Source organism: Thermoplasma sp. Kam2015 (assembly GCF_003205235.1).
Classification (GTDB): domain Archaea; phylum Thermoplasmatota; class Thermoplasmata; order Thermoplasmatales; family Thermoplasmataceae; genus Thermoplasma.
Map to the genome: position 1 here is coordinate 14,525 of NZ_QJSM01000028.1, position 18,006 is coordinate 32,530.

19 protein-coding genes and 1 tRNA gene are annotated in these 18,006 nt (G+C 44.1%); 5 read left to right on the plus strand and 15 right to left on the minus strand.

What is annotated here, in order from left to right; genetic code table 11:
* Positions 1 to 35: 35 nt before the first annotated feature.
* A complete protein-coding gene (locus tag DMB44_RS06530) occupies positions 36 to 1,121 on the minus strand; it encodes a DUF763 domain-containing protein (RefSeq protein WP_237265336.1) in 1,086 nt (361 codons plus the stop codon).
* A gap of 161 nt (positions 1,122 to 1,282) precedes the next feature.
* Here DMB44_RS06530 and glpK point away from each other — a divergent pair, with 161 nt between their 5' ends.
* The gene (glpK, locus tag DMB44_RS06535; protein WP_237265337.1) at positions 1,283 to 2,851 is read left to right on the plus strand and encodes a glycerol kinase GlpK; all 1,569 of its coding nucleotides are present in this window, start codon (positions 1,283 to 1,285) and stop codon (positions 2,849 to 2,851) included.
* Positions 2,852 to 3,027: 176 nt separating this feature from the next.
* Here glpK and DMB44_RS06540 read toward each other — a convergent pair.
* The 6 genes from DMB44_RS06540 to DMB44_RS06565 form a co-directional block, all read right to left on the minus strand.
* Positions 3,028 to 3,102 (minus strand) — tRNA-Glu (locus DMB44_RS06540).
* Between the two features lie 102 nt (positions 3,103 to 3,204).
* Positions 3,205 to 4,224 (minus strand): mRNA surveillance protein pelota, encoded by a 1,020-nt coding sequence (locus DMB44_RS06545; protein ID WP_110642036.1) that lies wholly within the window; start codon positions 4,222 to 4,224, stop codon positions 3,205 to 3,207.
* Between the two features lie 8 nt (positions 4,225 to 4,232).
* Positions 4,233 to 4,703 (minus strand): Mut7-C RNAse domain-containing protein, encoded by a 471-nt coding sequence (locus DMB44_RS06550; protein WP_255414320.1) that lies wholly within the window; start codon positions 4,701 to 4,703, stop codon positions 4,233 to 4,235.
* Positions 4,672 to 5,214, minus strand: coding sequence for a UbiX family flavin prenyltransferase (locus tag DMB44_RS06555; RefSeq protein WP_110642040.1), 543 nt, complete (start codon positions 5,212 to 5,214; stop codon positions 4,672 to 4,674). The genes DMB44_RS06550 and DMB44_RS06555 overlap by 32 nt, the downstream gene beginning before the upstream one ends.
* Positions 5,215 to 5,226: 12 nt before the next feature.
* Positions 5,227 to 5,772, minus strand: coding sequence for a hypothetical protein (locus DMB44_RS06560; protein WP_110642041.1), 546 nt, complete (start codon positions 5,770 to 5,772; stop codon positions 5,227 to 5,229).
* A gap of 32 nt (positions 5,773 to 5,804) precedes the next feature.
* Positions 5,805 to 9,266 (minus strand): hypothetical protein, encoded by a 3,462-nt coding sequence (locus tag DMB44_RS06565; RefSeq protein ID WP_110642044.1) that lies wholly within the window; start codon positions 9,264 to 9,266, stop codon positions 5,805 to 5,807.
* A gap of 154 nt (positions 9,267 to 9,420) precedes the next feature.
* Here DMB44_RS06565 and DMB44_RS06570 point away from each other — a divergent pair, with 154 nt between their 5' ends.
* Positions 9,421 to 10,437, plus strand: coding sequence for a type II glyceraldehyde-3-phosphate dehydrogenase (locus DMB44_RS06570; RefSeq protein ID WP_110642046.1), 1,017 nt, complete (start codon positions 9,421 to 9,423; stop codon positions 10,435 to 10,437).
* Positions 10,437 to 11,405, plus strand: a complete 969-nt coding sequence (gene radA / locus DMB44_RS06575; protein WP_110642048.1) for a DNA repair and recombination protein RadA — start codon at positions 10,437 to 10,439, stop codon at positions 11,403 to 11,405. Before DMB44_RS06570 ends, radA begins: the two co-directional genes overlap by 1 nt.
* Before the next feature lie 65 nt (positions 11,406 to 11,470).
* On the opposite strand, the gene DMB44_RS06580 is transcribed toward radA, so the two are convergent.
* Positions 11,471 to 11,776: a zinc ribbon domain-containing protein gene (locus DMB44_RS06580; protein ID WP_110642050.1), complete on the minus strand. Its 306-nt coding sequence runs from the start codon at positions 11,774 to 11,776 to the stop codon at positions 11,471 to 11,473.
* 84 nt (positions 11,777 to 11,860) lie between these two features.
* A complete protein-coding gene (locus DMB44_RS06585) occupies positions 11,861 to 12,439 on the minus strand; it encodes an O-acetyl-ADP-ribose deacetylase (protein ID WP_110642052.1) in 579 nt (192 codons plus the stop codon).
* Positions 12,440 to 12,539: 100 nt separating this feature from the next.
* Between DMB44_RS06585 and DMB44_RS06590 the strand changes: the two genes are divergently transcribed.
* A complete protein-coding gene (locus DMB44_RS06590; protein ID WP_110642054.1) occupies positions 12,540 to 13,052 on the plus strand; it encodes an ACT domain-containing protein in 513 nt (170 codons plus the stop codon).
* A gap of 55 nt (positions 13,053 to 13,107) precedes the next feature.
* Here the strand turns inward: DMB44_RS06590 and DMB44_RS06595 are convergent, their stop codons facing one another.
* From DMB44_RS06595 to DMB44_RS06605, 3 genes are all read right to left on the minus strand, one after another.
* Entirely contained in the window at positions 13,108 to 14,184 is a 1,077-nt protein-coding gene (locus DMB44_RS06595) for a 5-(carboxyamino)imidazole ribonucleotide synthase (RefSeq protein WP_110642056.1), read from the minus strand.
* A gap of 146 nt (positions 14,185 to 14,330) precedes the next feature.
* Entirely contained in the window at positions 14,331 to 15,098 is a 768-nt protein-coding gene (locus tag DMB44_RS06600; RefSeq protein ID WP_237265339.1) for a sulfite exporter TauE/SafE family protein, read from the minus strand.
* A gap of 5 nt (positions 15,099 to 15,103) precedes the next feature.
* Positions 15,104 to 15,715: an FmdE family protein gene (locus DMB44_RS06605; protein WP_110642058.1), complete on the minus strand. Its 612-nt coding sequence runs from the start codon at positions 15,713 to 15,715 to the stop codon at positions 15,104 to 15,106.
* 106 nt (positions 15,716 to 15,821) lie between these two features.
* Here DMB44_RS06605 and DMB44_RS06610 point away from each other — a divergent pair, with 106 nt between their 5' ends.
* Entirely contained in the window at positions 15,822 to 16,139 is a 318-nt protein-coding gene (locus DMB44_RS06610; protein WP_110642060.1) for a helix-turn-helix transcriptional regulator, read from the plus strand.
* A 223-nt stretch (positions 16,140 to 16,362) separates the two neighbouring features.
* Here DMB44_RS06610 and DMB44_RS06615 read toward each other — a convergent pair whose 3' ends face one another.
* From DMB44_RS06615 to DMB44_RS06625, 3 genes are all read right to left on the minus strand, one after another.
* Complete coding sequence (locus tag DMB44_RS06615; RefSeq protein WP_110642063.1) at positions 16,363 to 16,653, minus strand: hypothetical protein; 291 nt, start codon at positions 16,651 to 16,653, stop codon at positions 16,363 to 16,365.
* 601 nt (positions 16,654 to 17,254) lie between these two features.
* Positions 17,255 to 17,611: a ferredoxin family protein gene (locus tag DMB44_RS06620; protein ID WP_110642064.1), complete on the minus strand. Its 357-nt coding sequence runs from the start codon at positions 17,609 to 17,611 to the stop codon at positions 17,255 to 17,257.
* On the minus strand, positions 17,604 to 17,969 hold the full coding sequence (locus DMB44_RS06625; RefSeq protein ID WP_110642066.1) for a ferredoxin family protein: 366 nt from the start codon (positions 17,967 to 17,969) through the stop codon (positions 17,604 to 17,606). Before DMB44_RS06625 ends, DMB44_RS06620 begins: the two co-directional genes overlap by 8 nt.
* Positions 17,970 to 18,006: the final 37 nt, after the last annotated feature.

Genomic DNA, 18,006 nt, shown 5'->3' on the forward strand with positions numbered 1-18,006 from the left:
TTATTGCTTATCAAAATATAATTATTTCTTTTCAATCATGAATCAAAACTAGTTCTGAGGTAACTGAGCCTGGCCAGCGATCTAGCAATGTTTTCCTTCTCTCTGATATTCAGAACCTTTTCCCTCATGAGATCGGTGAAAAATTCTATAGCCTTGTCATAATCATAGACGTTCACCGGCTTTGGAATTCCATCCTTCCCACCAACTGCGAACGAGAATTTTACCGGGTCTTTGAATGAAGCTTTCGGGCCATATATTACCTCCGCTATGTAGGACAGAGCCCTCAGTGTGCTCTTCCCTATGCCCTTTGCCATGTATATCTTTTCGAAATCATCCACCCCGTACTCATAGAGGTTCCTCAACCTGCTCCAGTTTACCCTGTTGCTCAGATCAAGAAATGGCAGTGAATAATTGTCCAGCGTGCTCTGCCTCTCCGTTCTGAAATGCCAAACCTCCCCCTCTCTGACGGAGGACACTATTGCGGATCTGTTGTCTCTACTCTCATGTGCTGATAGATCCAGAACATTTTCGCTTGTACCTTCAGAAGCGACTCCATATCTGCCTTCGACATCAACACGTTCATCACCGATAATCCAGTGATATCTTCTGGCCAACCGAGCATCAGAATTCATTCCCTGCTGAACTACGGCATGCTTTCCCTTCGCGGAAACGATGAGGAACTGCATGTAGAGATCGTAGCCATCCTGAAGAAGCGAATTATCTATCTTTGCTATCCTCCTGGCATTGTCGTATAATTCATAGACTTCAGCATCGTTTATGACACCAGAGTGCTCAGAATCGATTAGGTCAGTCTTCATATCTGCCATGGATCCTGCCTTCCCGCCACAGACCCTCACCCCAATATCCCTGGATGATAGATACTCCTTCAGAGCCGATAGGGTGAAAACAGTGGTACCGCTGGAGTTCCAGTCAAAGCCAGTTACAAGCGAGAGCGAATGGAACCAGAACGGATCGGCGAGACGCCGTATGATCTCATCTGTACCGTATGTTTCAACTATTAACTCTGTCATAAGGCCTGAGAGTTTTACAGCTCTCTTGAAGAGGTATTCAGGCGGATGCCCGTAATGAAGCGGTAAAGAAGATATCCCCCGTCTTTCCATTATGATTCTTATCTCAACATGACAAATTAACTAAAATGTTTATCCATCTGTGATCCAATGATCTTCAAAAGAACGGATGCCCAAGATAAATTCGTTCAGATGCAACTGAAGACAGGACAGCGTGATTGAACGGATCCGGGATTCGGCAAATTTTAAATATTGTGGTAATTTCTCATAACATTACTGAGAAAAAATATGTCATGTCCATAGACGTCGGTACGACCGGAACAAGAACCGCAATAATAGACGAAAATGGGCATATCGTTTCTTTTTCATACAGGACGAACAGACAGTACTTCCCTGCCCCGGGGTGGGTTGAGCAGGATCCTTCCGATCTCTGGGAAAACGTAAGGACAACGATGAAAGAGGCAATTACCTCCAGAAGAATAGATGTCAGAGATATTGCCTCTGCAGGAATAACAAATCAAAGGGAGACGCTCATAGTCTGGGACAGGCATACCGGCAGACCTCTATACAATGCCATCGTGTGGCAGGATAAACGCACTGCGCCCATCATAAAGGATCTTGACATGGACATCTCTGACACGATTATAACCACGACAGGATTGAGACCAGACGCTTATTTTTCGGCCTCAAAGGTAAAATGGCTTCTTGACCATGTGGATGGCCTCAGATCCAGAATGAAAGCCGGGGAGGCTGTTTTCGGAACTGTGGACGCCTGGATCATCTGGAACCTCACATATGGAAGGAAAGGATCCAGAAATCAGAAGCCAATTTTCGCCACCGATCACAGCAACGCCTCCAGAACGATGATATATGATATATCCAGACTGAGATGGGATCATGATCTCATGGAACTCTTCGGAGGAATAGATGAAAATTCGCTGCCCCAGGTAAATCCCTCTGGCTCACCAGATGCCTATGGCCATATCTCTGATAATGCCTCAACGATATTCGAAGGCAGGGAGATATCGATAACATCAGATCTTGGAGACCAGCAGGCAGCGCTATTTGGTCAGGTATGCTTCGATCCTGGTGACATGAAGATCACATATGGAACCGGAACCTTTGCACTGGCCAATGCTGGGCATGACATACCGCGATCGTCAGCCAGACTTCTTAAAACCATATTTTATTCGCTGCATGGAGGCCGGATCAATTATGCACTTGAAGGGAGCATACTAGCAAGCGGATCTGCGCTGCGATGGCTTGAGAACGGCATTCATATGCTCGGGTCGGCAAAGGAAATAGAGGATGCTGCACAGAGGGTCAGGAGCAATGAGGGGGTGTATTTTGTTCCTGCCTTTTCCGGGCTCGGATCTCCTTACTGGGATCAGGATGCGCGTGGGCTCTTCATAGGGCTGACCGAAAGAACGTCCATCGATCATCTGGCAAGAGCGATCCTAGAATCAGAGGTTTATATGGCCACTGACGTCATAAGATCCGTTGAGGAGGAGACCGGATCTGAGATCACGAAGATCAAATGTGATGGTGGCGGATCCAGAAGCGATTTTCTGATGCAGTTTCAGGCGGATATGGCGAACTCTGAGGTGCTTATCCCGGAGACCTCGGAAACAACGGTCATCGGTTCTGGTTACCTTTCTGGGCTCACGTCCGGCTTCTGGACGGGCCTGAATGAGATACGTGAGCTATGGAGACTTGGAAGGATCTACAGGCCCGGAATGAAGAGAGAGGAGCGGGAACGGCTGTATGTGGGATGGAGAGAGGCTGTTAAAAGATCCATGGGCTGGGCCTCCAGCATACGATAGTTGAAATGTTGGGTATTGAGATTTTAAAAATTCATACCGATGAATGAAAACTGGGACGAATAGGTAAGATCAATATTCAAAAGAGGATTTTTACAGATTTCATATTCTTGAGCCTGGCATGCGAAAGACAGCTTCACGGGCTTTTTTAATTGAGAATCCGCAGGAATTGTATGATATGCTCCGGCCGGGATTTGGACCCAGGTCGTCGGCTCGAAAGGCCGATATGCTTGTCCGGACTACACCACCGGAGCGACAGAACTGAATTTAAAAGGAGTATATTTAATTTTTCAGAACACGGATTTCAAGTTAAAATATCGCAGTATCAATTTTATAATGATTCCAGCATACAGAGATCACTGAGGCTTAAACCTAAGCAGACCTGCCACTCCTCCAAATTTCTTTATCATCTGACCGGGATCATTGCTCACGCTCACTATATGTATCTTTGTTCCAAGAGATTCTGCAGTGCTTAGAATGGCGCGCCCCTCCTCTGTTCTGAAGATCTCGTCCGTCATTATAATATCGGAAAGCGCACCGGCTTCTAGGGCATTTTTTGTCAATTCTCTGCCATACACGGCCATATCCTTCTTAACTGCCCTTAGGAATTCATCAACGATCTCCTTGTCCCTTGATATGCGTTCTTCACTCATTATCCTCTTTCCGTCTGCAGATGTTATGAACTCGTACACGGATCCGGAGTCTGTTCTGTTGGAAGGAAAGCTACCTATTACCCTTATACCCTTTTCATTGCAATATCTGGCGAATCTATCCCTAGCGAATCCTGGCCCCAATACAATTATCCTATTCCTATAATTTTTAATTGCGTTAATTATCTCGTCAAAGTACGCGCTTTCGGAGTAAGCACTTTCAGCGTATTTGCCAGATCTTCCTGAAAATACGGTGCCTATCTGCTGTATTCCGTAGGGATGTATGATGAACACCTGTGCCTCGTCCTCGTCCATGGCCACGGCCGTATACACCGTTACATACTTTTCGTCTGTGGCTTCCTTCAGCAGGTCCATGTGCTGTTGATCCCATTCCTTCGTTATGGCTATCTCACTGTCAGTGGTTATTGTTATTGATTGATGCTTTCCCTTTGTATCTTCCGGCCCCTCGATCACTGTACCCAGAACACGCAGCCTGTTGTCAAAGTCCTGGAATTCAATCTTTTCTACCTTCAGCTTTATGGTTATGGGTATCCGCTCTCGCTCCCTGGATCTCTGTACATCTGCGGATTCCTCGACTCTTCTGAAGGTGATAGCAGAGACCACATCTCCCTCGGAAAGTATATTCCTTATGTACCAGAGGTCGTCAAGGCTCTCTATGCGTACCCTGATCGTGCTATCTTTCAGATCCTCTTCAAGGATTCTCATCGCGCATCCTATCTCCGCTTGGGCCCTAGCTTCTCAATTCTCTTGTAAATTCTTCGGTAATGGCTCCCCTTCCAGTATATCTTGTGGCACTGCGTGCATACGTATACATCCCTGTGATTTTCAACGTAGGAGGGTACCTTTGTCGACAGTTTAACAAGTCTGCCGTTGCACACGGGGCATCTCATGAATCTATCTCTGGTCTTCGGAGAGAAGTGCATAGCGAAGTCCCTCAGCTGTTCGTCTATATCATCATACGGTTCGAATATTGACATGGGATATTTCTGATACATTCCGTAATCTCTGGTTATGATTATCCTCCCCTCAGATCTGCTCCTCTCTATTATTTCATTATCCGGGACGCTTCCTGCCGGATAGTAGACATCGTAACCCATCAACCTTATCCATCTTGCAAGTTTTCCCAGCATCTGATCGACTGTCAGCTTAATCTCACCATCTTTCGATAAGATCGTTTTTAACACCAACCAGATCTAAAAGCCTTGAAACAACAAACGAGATCATATCATCCACCGATTTTGGATGGGTGTAGAATCCCGGGGATGCTATTGCCACTATAACACCGTTTTCAGAAAGGTATGTCATATTTCTGAGATCTATCGTGCTGAGCGGCATCTCGCGTGGTACTACTATCAGCCTGCGCCTCTCCTTCAAGGAGACAGCAGCTGCCCTGGTTATCAATGTGTCTGAGATGCCGGAAGCTATCTTTGATATTGTAGTTATGGAACATGGCACTATGACCATTGAGTCAAATAAAAAACTCCCCGAACTTATGGGAGCTGAAAAGTCATCATCTTCATAATTGTGTGATGCGAGTGATCTTATACGATCCACATCAACATCAGATTCGTACTCTATAACCTTCTTAGCTGCATCTGATATAATCAGGTAGGTTTCCTGTCCTTTCAGATTCTCCAAAAATTTAACCGCATATGGTATGCCGGACGCACCAGATATCCCAACGACTATCCTCATTCTTCTTTCTGATTATTTTCTCCTATTAAAAACATAGTAGAGCACAAATATGGAGGCGAAAAGCACTATTATGACCCCAATACCAATATATTCTCCAGTATGGTTGATGACAGGTTTCGAGAAGGAGAACCCTGGATAGGCACCTGCATCTAGAGCTTGTATATTCGTATATCCTGGAATCTGAGATGGTTTATTCTCAATAGATTTGAAGGCCTTTGTCATGTTCTGAACACTTGGGAAGCCTATACCCGAAAGAGCAACTACCAGCTCAAGCCCATATGGATTCAGGCCGGTATAGCTGAGATCGAACACAATAAGATCCTGAGTCGAGACGTTTATCCAGTTATAGGATACGTATGATTTGTTATCTATCACATCCGCAAAGAATGAGTTCCATTCTGCCTGCGTTATGCTGTAATGCGTAGACCCGTAATAGTAAGTTATGGACGGTAAAGAGGCGGGCGGCAGAGGAAGCGAAGGTGAACTGGCCAGTGATGCCGCAGGAAGTGATAGCAGAATCAACGCGAACAGCGCAGCTATGATCAGTTTGAATCTCATTCAGGACGAGAATGAAAATATCATTTAAATATTTATCCGCCAGATCCCTTCCTTCCGATGACAAATTCCTCTCCGTCTGGATCCTGTTCAACTCTCAAGGATCCATCGATCCTTTCCTTCTCGAGGACTTCCCTAAACTGCTTATTGCTGTATCTTCTTTTCCTTGCAAGCTTCCTGAGATCACTGACGCTTTTGCCATCTGAATTCTCCATCATCTTCTTCAGGGAATCTAGGTCTTTGTTTCTGGTTATGAGGTACAGTGGATAGGCAATGGCAGAACCTGAAATCGAGAAGACTGCATATGACGGGGAATAGAAATTGTAATGCAGCACCTTGCTCACGTTTCTGCCAGAAACGCTTACCATGACCGTGTTAAGACCGATTCGATTAGAAATATTCCTGCTGTAACCTCCTGCATACATAACTCCATTTACATACCAGGTTATGTTAAGATTCGATATATCATATCCTGAAATCCTCAGACGCATGCTTGATCTAATTAGTGAAATGTCATGCTGCAGAACTATGGATCGAATTTCCATGTAGGGGTATTCAGGGATTTTGTATATCATGTTGTTTGAATTTCCATACGCATCACTGCCAGAAACTTTGACGATGAAAATTCCATCAAATGGTATTCTGTAGATTGCGCTACCATTGGTGATGGCGCAGGACTGATTTCCAACTTTTATATGAACGCCCGTAAGATTCGATGGCTGAACGTTTATTATTAGATAGGCAATACCATCGATCGTAATGTTGGCAAACCTTGCATATATCACTGGCCTATAGAGTGATGCATGCACGACCAGGGTGATCGTGCCATAATTGCCTGTCAGTGTGTAGTTATAGAAGGTGAAGGTATAGGTTCCGTAGCCAGGCAACAGTATATGATCTCCACTTAAGTTGGCTGATGTGACGATTCGATTGCCGTGGAATGGTATGCGCACCTCAGTCGTATTGGTGTATATGTCATAATTGTATGATGGTGGGACTGTGCTATTCTCATATATCGATATGGTCTCTGCCGCTTTCGTTCCGCTTCGCGATATGGCCTCAACTTCAATGCTGTAATTTCCACCTAAAACGAAATACGGTGATGATGCATTGAACATCAGATGCGCCGTATCCAAGAACGAAAGAACCGCCACATCAATCCCCTCATGTATTATATAAACAAAGAGATCGGCAGTTATGTTGGACGAAACGTTGATCATCATGGTATTGTTCCTGGAGTTGCCGTAGAATGAGTAAAACCTGTTATGTGTATAATTTATGATCAACAACGGATGAAATGTTATGACGTATATATGACCACTGAATACAGTCACGTTTCTACCAAAGTATGTTAGATACACCGTTAAATTGTTCTCGCCCTCTTTGGCTTGAAAAATGACGGTGCCGTTGCCTGATACGGTATTATTCGATCCGAAGACTGTGAATGTCCGGCAATCCGGCTTAATGGATATTGGTATAAGCGAAGTGTTGAAATATTCGCCATTGTAAATGTTTACTGAAAAATTCTGATCAGCGTATACATCGTAATTCAAGGAAAAATTGAACTCAAGGCCGAATCGATCCATTATCGTGATATTTATGACGTCTATACCCGTATAATTCAAAACAAACCAGGCATTTCCTGTATACGAGCTCTCATATCCATGGCTGTTTATGAAGATCGAAGATATCAGAGGATCGTTTTTTATGTATAGAGAAACGTTTGTCCCGTATGCTGCATATGATCCATTTGGAACAGATGCGGTTATTGAAGGCTCATAATTATCCACAAAGACAGTCGTTCTATAGCCATATTTGAAGCCGACGGAATTGTTCAGGCCCAAGCAAATATCATTTGTACCGTTATCCAGCAATCGGCTGTCTACGAGAAAGTCAGATTCATCGTATGCTCTATCAGTGACGTTTCCTATTTTCAATACGGCTGAATATGGATATGCCGAATATACTGTGAAATTCAGCCATGAATTCAGATGCATGTACGGAATGCGATGGAACAGAACAGACATGCTCCCATTCACGGGCATAACCACATTTCGGTAAAGTAAAAATAGCCTGCCGCTGGATCCAATCACAATTGCGCTCGAATTGAAAGCCGAAGCGTAATCTATATGATAAGTGAGGTTAAGGCTGGTATTTCCGATGATGACCTCATGATCCCCATAATAAAGGTAGTTTGACACATTGTAGATGCCGTATATGAGATGATCGCCATATATGCCTACATTGCTGTGATCTCCGTATGCGATGAACGATATACCATCTGAAACGTCTAAGTATGGATATGTCGTATTGCTGAATCCACGCATTACGGTAGAATCGTTATCAATACTGTAGATTATCTGGTCTCTCTCTGTATCGTTGTAAAAAATCAGGGATCTGATCTCCCGATCGTAATACTCAAAGGTTCCGCAGGTCATATGATCAAGATCGCCACTTGCAAGAAAATACAGATATGTGCTGGAATTTCTGTGCAGAATCAGCATCTTTCCATTCGAATAGGCTAGATAGCCAGTTAGGTTTTGACGTATCGCCTGGATGCTGATGTCCGTAAAATTGGAGGCATCTATGCTGAACAGTTTAGTTTCATTCCGGAAAACAGAGAGAACATAGATTATTCCGTCGTATGCAGAATACGTGTAATAGGAAGAGTTAAAGTTCACTATGGGGTATGACGTATCATTGACATAGTTCGAGACGCGTACACCGGAATCGTCTATACCTATGACGGCATTTTCAGGATAGTCGAGATAGTATACAGTATCATTGACGTAGGGAATATCCGTATCATAGGTTCTGTACAGAGACCCGTCCTGAGTCATCATAGCTGGGTAGCGAACCACCGAAATATTGTATAACGTGAGATTTACAGCTGTTGAACCTATGAGGAGATCGGTCTGTCCCGGTGGAATGGAAGCGTTGAAGACCAACGGCATATTGAAGCTGCCGTCAGTCGTGTTAAGGAACACCAGCGTTCTGCCATGGAAAAAGGCGATCTTCATGGTGTACCAGATGTTTACAGAAACTGTTGTCCCCGTCCTCATGTCACTGGGAGAGTCAATCTGAAGATTCTGTGAGTTGGAAAAGCTGAATGCGATTTCAGAACCATTTGAATTCAATATGAAATCGTTGATCTCCGCACCGCCAACATTGTTTTCCGAGTAATTGAATTCGAGTACTATGGCCTCATCTGTACCCCTCATGAACGATACGTTCAGATACGTTCCATTTTCAGATTGCCCAGCATAGTATGGATTCAGAGACAGTATATTCAACCCGATGCTGCCATCGATATCTTTGATGCCTATGTCTGTCTTAGACACAGGATTGACAATGCTAAATGAGAAATTCGTATTATTTGCGGGAAATGTTCCAACCTGCATGGAACCGAAATTGTAATAGTATTCCCCCGCACTGAGTGCTGCGAATAATGGTACTACTACTATTAAAATTATTATAATTGTTATTATTCTGTTCATATGACCATAAATTTAACTAATATAATAATTATACTTTTACCGTATATATCATTATGACCACAAAAACACATGACGATATCACAGCAAACCTCGAAAAACTAAGGCTGCAATCAATATAGATAGATTTATATTGCAATATAACTTACAAACTCGAATGATCAGAGTAGGTATTAACGGATATGGTACAATAGGCAGGAGAGTGGCCAGAGCTGTTTCACTGCAGGACGATATGATAGTCACGGGCATCGTCAAGACAAAGCCGGACTACGTTAGCATGGTTGCATCAAGAGATTTCAAGATATTTGTACCTGACAGAACCTATGAAAAGGCATTCATAGATGCGGGAATTAAGGTTGCAGGCACGCTCGAGAATCTTATGGATGATTCGGAAGTCATAGTAGATGCGACCCCAGAAGGTCAGGGAGAAAAAAATAAGGATTTGTATGTGAAAAGGAAGATCAAGGCCGTATTCGAAGGGGGCGAGGATCCGGAGATAGCTGAGTCAAGTTTCAATGCCTATTCAAACTATGATGATGCAAGATCAAAGGATTACGTCAGAGTTGTATCATGCAATACCACAGCACTTGCAAGAACGCTGCATCCTCTTCGTGAGAGATTCGGCATAAAATTTGTGGATGCGACCATAGTGAGAAGGGCCACGGACCCGAATGACAGCAAAAAGGGACCCATTAATGCCGTGGAGCCGAGCCTCTCAATACCCTCACATCATGCACCAGACCTCAAGACGGTCATGAACGGACTCAATGTCAGCACGATCGCCATAAAGGCTCCAACTACGTTGATGCACGTTCATGCCGTGAGGGTAGAGCTGGAGAAGGCCATTTCGAAGAACGACGTTATCGATGCATGGAAGGGCTACAAGCGTATAATGGAGGTTGGAAAGAACAGCGGTATCACATCAACAGGACAGATGATGGATCTTGCGAGGGAGTTCGGAAGGGATCGTTCTGATCTCTATGAAATAGCTGTATGGACTCAGAGCGTGTCCGTGGGCGGTAACCATGTCTCTTATATTCAGGCGGTACATCAGGAGAGTGACGTGGTTCCAGAAAATGTTGACGCCATCAGATCCATGTTCGAGATCGCCGACAGGGACAAATCGATCTCGATGACCGATGGCAGATTGAAGATTGAGAAAAGGGTGTTTTAATGGAAAGTAATGAGGAGAATAAGGAAAAGAAGACCATAGAGGATCTTCCAGGTGTTGGAGAAGCGACGGCTGAAAAGCTGAGGGAAAATGGATACGACGATATAATGGCAATAGCCGTAGCCTCCCCAAAAGATCTGTCGGACGTCACCGGGATAGGCGAGGGCGCCGCAGCGAAGATAATTGCGGCGGCAAGGAAATTTGCAGATATCGGAAATTTCGAAACCGGCGAAGAGATACTTGAGAGGAGAAAGAGCATACAGAAACTCACAACGGGCAGCAAGAACCTCGACGATCTGCTCGGCGGTGGCTTGGAGACTCAGGCCATAACAGAATTCTTCGGGGAATTTGGATCTGGAAAGACCCAGATAATGCATCAGCTAGCCGTAAACTGCACACTTCCTAAGGAAAAGGGAGGCTTCGACAGCGACGTCATGATGATAGATACCGAAAACACGTTCAGACCGGAGCGAATAATCCAGATGGCAAAGAGCAAGGGTGCGGATCCGGATGAAACCCTCAAGAGAATACATGTGGCAAGGGCCTACAATTCCCATCATCAGATACTTCTCGCTGAGAAGGCGCAGGACACGGCCAAGGAGTTCAACATAAAGCTGCTGATAGTGGATTCACTCACGGCACACTTCAGATCCGAGTATGTGGGACGTGGTTCTCTGGCAGAGAGGCAGCAGCTGCTCAATAAGCATATGCACGATCTGCTGAGGTTCGGAACCATATACAACGCGGTTATAGCGGTTACGAATCAGGTTTCCGCCAGGCCTGACGTCTTCTTTGGTGATCCTATGGCGCCCATAGGTGGAAACATAGTGGGCCATACCGCGACCTTCAGGATATATCTGAGAAAGAGCAAGGGAGGGAAGAGGATAGCAAGACTCATAGATTCGCCATATCTGCCTGAAGGAGAGACGGTGATACAGATCAGCGAAGATGGGGTGAGCGATGGTACGTGATCTCCTCCTGCTTCATTTTTATAGGTTTGTGAGCTACTCCTAAGCTAAAGCATCGGGGCTTCCCTTCATTGAAGAGACCTCTGCCTCTCCGAACATCCGTACAAGCCCGATGTTGCGATCTCCACAGGCGTGTATTCGGATCGCACCGATCCTACTTTTATAACTCCAATCTTCCTTATGTTCTTGGTGGCATTCAGATCCCTGTCGATCGTTAATCCGCACACATTGCAATGATATATGCGATCTGATAACTTCAGATCATGCTTTATGTTACCGCATGATGAACATATCTTAGATGATGGATCTAACCTTCCTATCTCTATTATATTCTTTCCATATTTTTCCACTTTCCATTTCAGTTTCTGCTTTATGCCACGATGCTCCGATCATGGAAGGCGACCGGTTTCCACACATCGCTGCCCAAGTATCATTATCCGATCAAATTCCATGGATCATCATTCATTTCCCCTGTATATGCCGTATTCTTTCAGTATCCTTAGAAATTCCTGTGCGTTCTTTTCAGTGTAGAATACAAATCTTATAACGTACCCTTCCTTTTTTTCTCTCAGGAAGGAGAGAACGGTCTCAAGTGCTATTCTCTCTGCACGATCGAATGGAAACCCGTAAATGCCCGTGCTTATCGCCGGAAAGGCTACGTCATGTATGCCGTTCTCCGCAGAAAGTTCAAGCGAGTTTCTGTAGGCACTGGCAAGCGTCTCATCCTCATTATCATGTCCTCCCCTCCAGATTGGTCCAACCGTATGTATCACATACTTCGATCTCAGCCTGTAACCTCTCGTCATAACAGCTTTGCCAGCCGGGAGCCCATCTGCATATCTCTCCATCCTTATCCTTGCGAGCTCCTGGTCCATTTCTGGCCCAGCTGCTGCATGTATGGCCCCATCAACACCACCGCCACCCATCAGCGATGAGTTGGCTGCGTTGACTATGGCTTCGGCATCAGATTCCGTTATATCCCCTATCTCGATAACAATCTGGCTATTCCCATAGGGAATAGAGAGGATACGTCTCATGATCACAGCTATACTAACCTATGAAAAAATCCTTCCGATCATGTTTGATCGGCAGTTTCAGCCTGAAAAATTTAAGTACGGCATGATCATTTTATTCTGAATGTGGTCTTACATCTACGAGAAATTTTCCAGAAGCCCTTCACAGTTGAAGATAGTCAAGAAGATGTTTTCAATAGGAATACGCGTGGCAAAACTCTATGACGAACCGGTGCTGATGTGCGGAGATATAGAGATAAGACCAAATACGCTTGCAAAGGCCACAGGGACGGATCGAAGGTCCGTTATCAGTGTTCTAGATCGCATCATCAATGATGAAACGCTTTATCCCATATTTTCACAGCTTGAGCCAGTGGCGAATCTTTGGAAGGTCAGCTCAAAGCTCGGATATGGTGTGATCGAGATACTGCCGGAGAGTGCCTCAAAGCCTGGAATAATTGCTGGCGTATCTAGCATAATAGCAAAGAGAGGGATAAGCATAAGACAGGTAATAGTCGATGATCCTGAACTGGTGGAGGATCCAAAGGCCGTGGTTGTTACCGAGCAGAAGGTACCTCCGGATATCATACAGGATCTTAAAGCTGTTGAAGGCGTGAGGGCTATAACGATATTGTGATCCAACTTAAGTTGAGATTGAAATTATTCTGCAATCCTTTATGATATTCTGGCGATCAGATATAGTTTGATACGCCGTCAGGATAAAGCACTTCCATAGTCTTGGCGATCCTTTCCTCCAGTTTGTCTCGTGTATAGCCAGTCAGGTTGACGTGACCTACCTTCCTCCTCCTTCTTATACCCTGCTTACCATACCAATACACACTGGATTCTCCCAGAGAAAGTATCTTTACAACCTTATCGTGATCAAGATCCTGTCCGAGTATATTTATCGAAGAGGATGGTCTGTAGAGCACAGGTTTTGGAACTGGCAGGCCGCTTATGGCCCTCACATGCTCCTCGAACTGAGAAATGGATGATCCGAGAAGTGTGTGATGTCCAGAGTTGTGCACCCTCGGTGCATATTCATTTATTATTACCTGTCTATTCTTCACATAGAACTCTATGCCCATAACACCGTGATAATCCAGGGCCTGCATCAGCTTCAATGCCATATCTGGCATGGAGAGATCCTCTGTTGGCGCGATATTGTAGATGAATATTGCCTCCCTGTTGTAATTGTACGTGGGATCGAAATATGTGAAATTTCCATCCCGATCACGGATCGCTATTATGGAGGCTTCATAATCGAAGTCTATGAATTCCTCGACAACAAATTTATCGCCCTTAAGCGTCTCGCTCACACTGCCGTCATATATGACCTGCCCCTTTCCGTCGTATCCTCCATAGGCATTCTTTATAACCGCCTTGCCGAAATCCTTTGCATACCTGACGGCCTCTTCAAAGCTGTTTGCCACCCGGTATTCCGCAACCCTGAGGCCATGATCCGAGAGAAAATCCTTCTCCCTTGATCTGTCCTTCTTGAGGTCCACAGCCTCTTTGCTGGGAAATAGCTTTCCCTGAGATTGCGCATAACTGAGGGCTTCCTCCATCACATGTTCAAATTCAAAAGTGACCACATCAGACTCGTCCACGAATTTTCTATATTCTTCCGGGCTGAAGTGTGCATCTGCTATTAGTGATGCTGGGCCAACTCCATTAGAGTCTAGCGTGAAATACCTGTTTCCAAGCCTTCGGCCCTCATTTATCATCATAAAACCCAGCTGACCGGTGCCAATGATCCCTATGTTCATAGCAGATGGATGTTATTGAAAAATAAATAATTTATAGGGGACGACCAGGAACCTCTGGCCTCCAGAGTCTTTGAAATCTATCACATATCTATCCGGTGTACGCCGCGTTCCAGTCAATGGAAAGTGGATTCCCGAGACTGCGCCGGTCATCGGAATGATAATGCAACCGTATAGGCGGTCTTCAGTGTGACGAAGAGAATTATCACGATGATTAGCAGGCGGACCTTTCTGCTGTCAAATCTGTGCATCATCAGGGATCCTGTCAAACCTCCAGCCACCCCACCGACCAGTACTATTATCCAGAGAATGTAGTTAACGCCCCTGAGTATTGCAAGGTATGACATGAAGCCCGATGCCGACGAAAAGAGTGCTATGAATGCGGATGTCCCGGCGATCTTCTTGTAATCAGTTTCCATGAATGTGAGAACGGGCAGTATGATCATGCCGCCTCCAACCCCAAGCAGACCTCCCAGGAATCCAGCCAGGGCACCTATGAATATTCCCGTTATAGCTCCGTTTATGCCGGTCAAAACGGCATTCTTTCTATCGCTCTTTCGCCCCCTTATTAGGTTGAACAGCGTGTAGGAGAGGAATATGACGAATATTATGAGGAGATATTTTCTCGGCGTATGTACTCCCACCATAGCCCCAACTGGCGCCATTATCACGGCCGGTATGAGGAAGATCACGCCGATCTTCCAGATGATGAAATTATGCTTTGCATTGTTTGCCGTTGCGCTGGAGAGTGAGAAGACGTTAAGCAACAATCCTGCGGCCGCTGCGATCGAGAAAGGTATGCCAAAGGAATAGTAAATCGGTATGAGAGTATTGGCTGCACCAACCCCAGATATGGCAAATAGAGCTGAGAGTATCCATGTCAATATGAGTATTATTATATAGAGTGCCCCAAACATAGGCATCATTTCCGGCCATAGTAATCTGGCTTGCAGACGAATTTACCATTGAGCACCTTTATATCGGACTCGTAGGTGTATTCGCCGCATATTTCGCATTTTACCTTAGATCCGTCCTTCTTTACAGGTTTGAACTTGAAATCCTGGATCTCGGCATATTCAAATATATCCTCATCAGGCAGGCCTGCGATCCATTCAAGGACCGGATCTATAGCCTCGGAGGGGATTTCAGAGGGTTCCATTCCCTGCTTTCTGTATTTGAAAAATTCGGAGGCTCTTACATTTAGCTCGTCCATGAAGCTGTTTCGCACATGGACACGTATAGCTTTACCACCTGGCCTGTATATTATGATTGCAAGCTTGCCGTATCCGAGAAGCGAGAACAGACCTTTCCCATATGTACATCCAGTGGAAGCCTGAACTCCATCGTTGAAACAGCCGTTCATATCCTCTTCGGACATCTCAGAAAGTAGAAATGTCCTGTGATCTTTCTCCTTATCCAGCTTCGCCAGCTTAAGTGCATAGGCGCCGGCCCTGTAACCCATCGGCATATACGGGCACTTGTGCCCGTGAAACTCAAACGCCCATTCAGGAATACCGAACTCAAGTCTTTCCATTCTGTTTCACCAACACCATAATCAAATAGTTATATTTCTATTTGACTATGACAAATATTCTCATAGTCAGAAAACTATATATTGTATAATCGGATGTTAACAGGTTATGGAATCAACCTGCAGGATAATAAAGCTCAGGAACACCGATCTAAACGCCTATGAGGGCAGTGAAAGGATACTCGAAGCCCTTGCCTCAAAGGTCAGACTTGCCATTCTCGATCTGATGATTCAGTACGATGAGGTCTGCACTTGCGAGCTGGTTCCGGCACTGAATCTTTCGCAGCCAACCATAACGGTGCACCTGAACAAGCTGTATGATGCAGGTATAATCGAAAAGAGGGAGATCAAAAAATTCACGTTCTATCATATCAGGCCTAAATATAGGGAACTGGTGGAAACGGCGATAAGACTAGATAAAACATAGCAGTGTGTGTGATGTAAAAGGGTTCAGAAATGGAGCATTATTTCCCAATTAAAATAAAAATCTTCGCATTTAAATCCAGCCCTATCAATTTTATCCATTCGCATAAATTTTATACAAGTCAGCCCATACCAGTCTCGGATTGTGGCTATCATCGGAGTTGTTAAATTCTGTTAAAATAAACTGTTAAATTGGCTAACAGCGGTTGAATGCGGTCAATTGTGGATTATGTAGTTTCATCAACCATTAGTATATTATATTTATCGATTTGAATATATATCGGTTCATCGTCTCCGTAGCTTACTTTAACAAAGTCTGCAAATAAGTATGGCTCATATTTCTTTTTAGTTCGTAGATAATCTCTATTAGGGTGTGAGCTTTCTGCTAATCTATCACAAATTGTGTCGTAATCGATGTATTCGATATCGTATGCCTTTGTCTTAAACTTCGCATATTTCAATCTCTTCGCAACGCTTTCTCTGTCTATCGGCTTTATATACGGGTTATCTACAAACATTTGTGGTAAGTCAATCAGAAAGATATAATCAGTTGGTAGTTCGTGTTCTGATAGGTATTTCGTGGTTTTGAGAAAAAAAGCCTTCTCTGGGAGCAGTTATGGTCTCATTAGAACGTATATATGATTCAATGGCTAGTCTGGCTATCTGGACTGCCTTTTTTCCGATATCAAGGTCAATGCTTAATCCTGGATTGTTCATGATAATATGATTCAAATTAAGATAATAAAGACGTGCATATTCTGTTCATTTGCATCCTGGATATCTGAAATACAGCTCAATTTAATGACAATAATGAAATAACATGTCCCAACGCTGGAGATCTTACTTTCCATATATCTATCCCTAAACGATTGATGCTGTCCACACTTTCCCTTTCCAACGCATAGATTCTGATGTAAAGCCATTTCTAAAATTATGAGATAACCATCATCTTTGCCTTAATGCCTATATTTGAACTGCTATATACTTGAGAAGCAATATATGATGATAAAACTAGGATAAGATATACAGATAGAAGAAGAATCATGAATCAGAAATAAAAATAAAACTTGAAGCTAGATCGACTTTTGATCGGATTTCTTTATATCAGCCTTCGTTGATTCATGCAAGTAAAGAAGGATTATCGTTGAGCTTCTTTTTCAATTCTTTCTGTAGCTGTTCTGCCGTAAGGCTTTTTACAACTTCTTTGATTCCTGAAACATCTGGATGCGTTATGGCGTTCCACAGGCAGGCCACGGTACAGTTATTGCAGCCAACCATGCAGTTTTCGGGGTACATGACCACTGCTTTATGCCTGTCGAAATCATAACCGAACACATTTCTCTTTTCTCCGCAGGTGACAACACACATGCCGCATCCAGTACATTTATTCTCATCGATAACAGGCTCCCAGTGAATTGTGGATCTGGAAATACCATGCCACACTGCGAATTTATTCTGCTGTTCGATCTCAGTCATTTTTTATCGCCTCTAAATGTACCGAGTGATCAGGGAATTTATCAATCCTCTCCTGCAGCTCATGTTTTACCTCTGGAAATATCTTGTATTTTAGGATAGCATCTTTCACGTATTTCTTTGGGTCATCCGGAAAGCTAATCGCATCTTCTGGACATAGTTTTCCGCATGTAGTACATCCTATCACACATTTTCCGGGATTTCCCACAAGTGGCATATTCCTCGATCCATCCCACCTGAACACATCATTTCCACAGGTCAATAAGCACATTCCACAGCTATCACATTTTGATTCATCAATTATAGGGTACCAGTTGAACAGACTTCTGTCCACACCATGCCATGATTTCTGTCCGCCCATATATTGTCAAATTTTAATATACTAATATATTATTTAA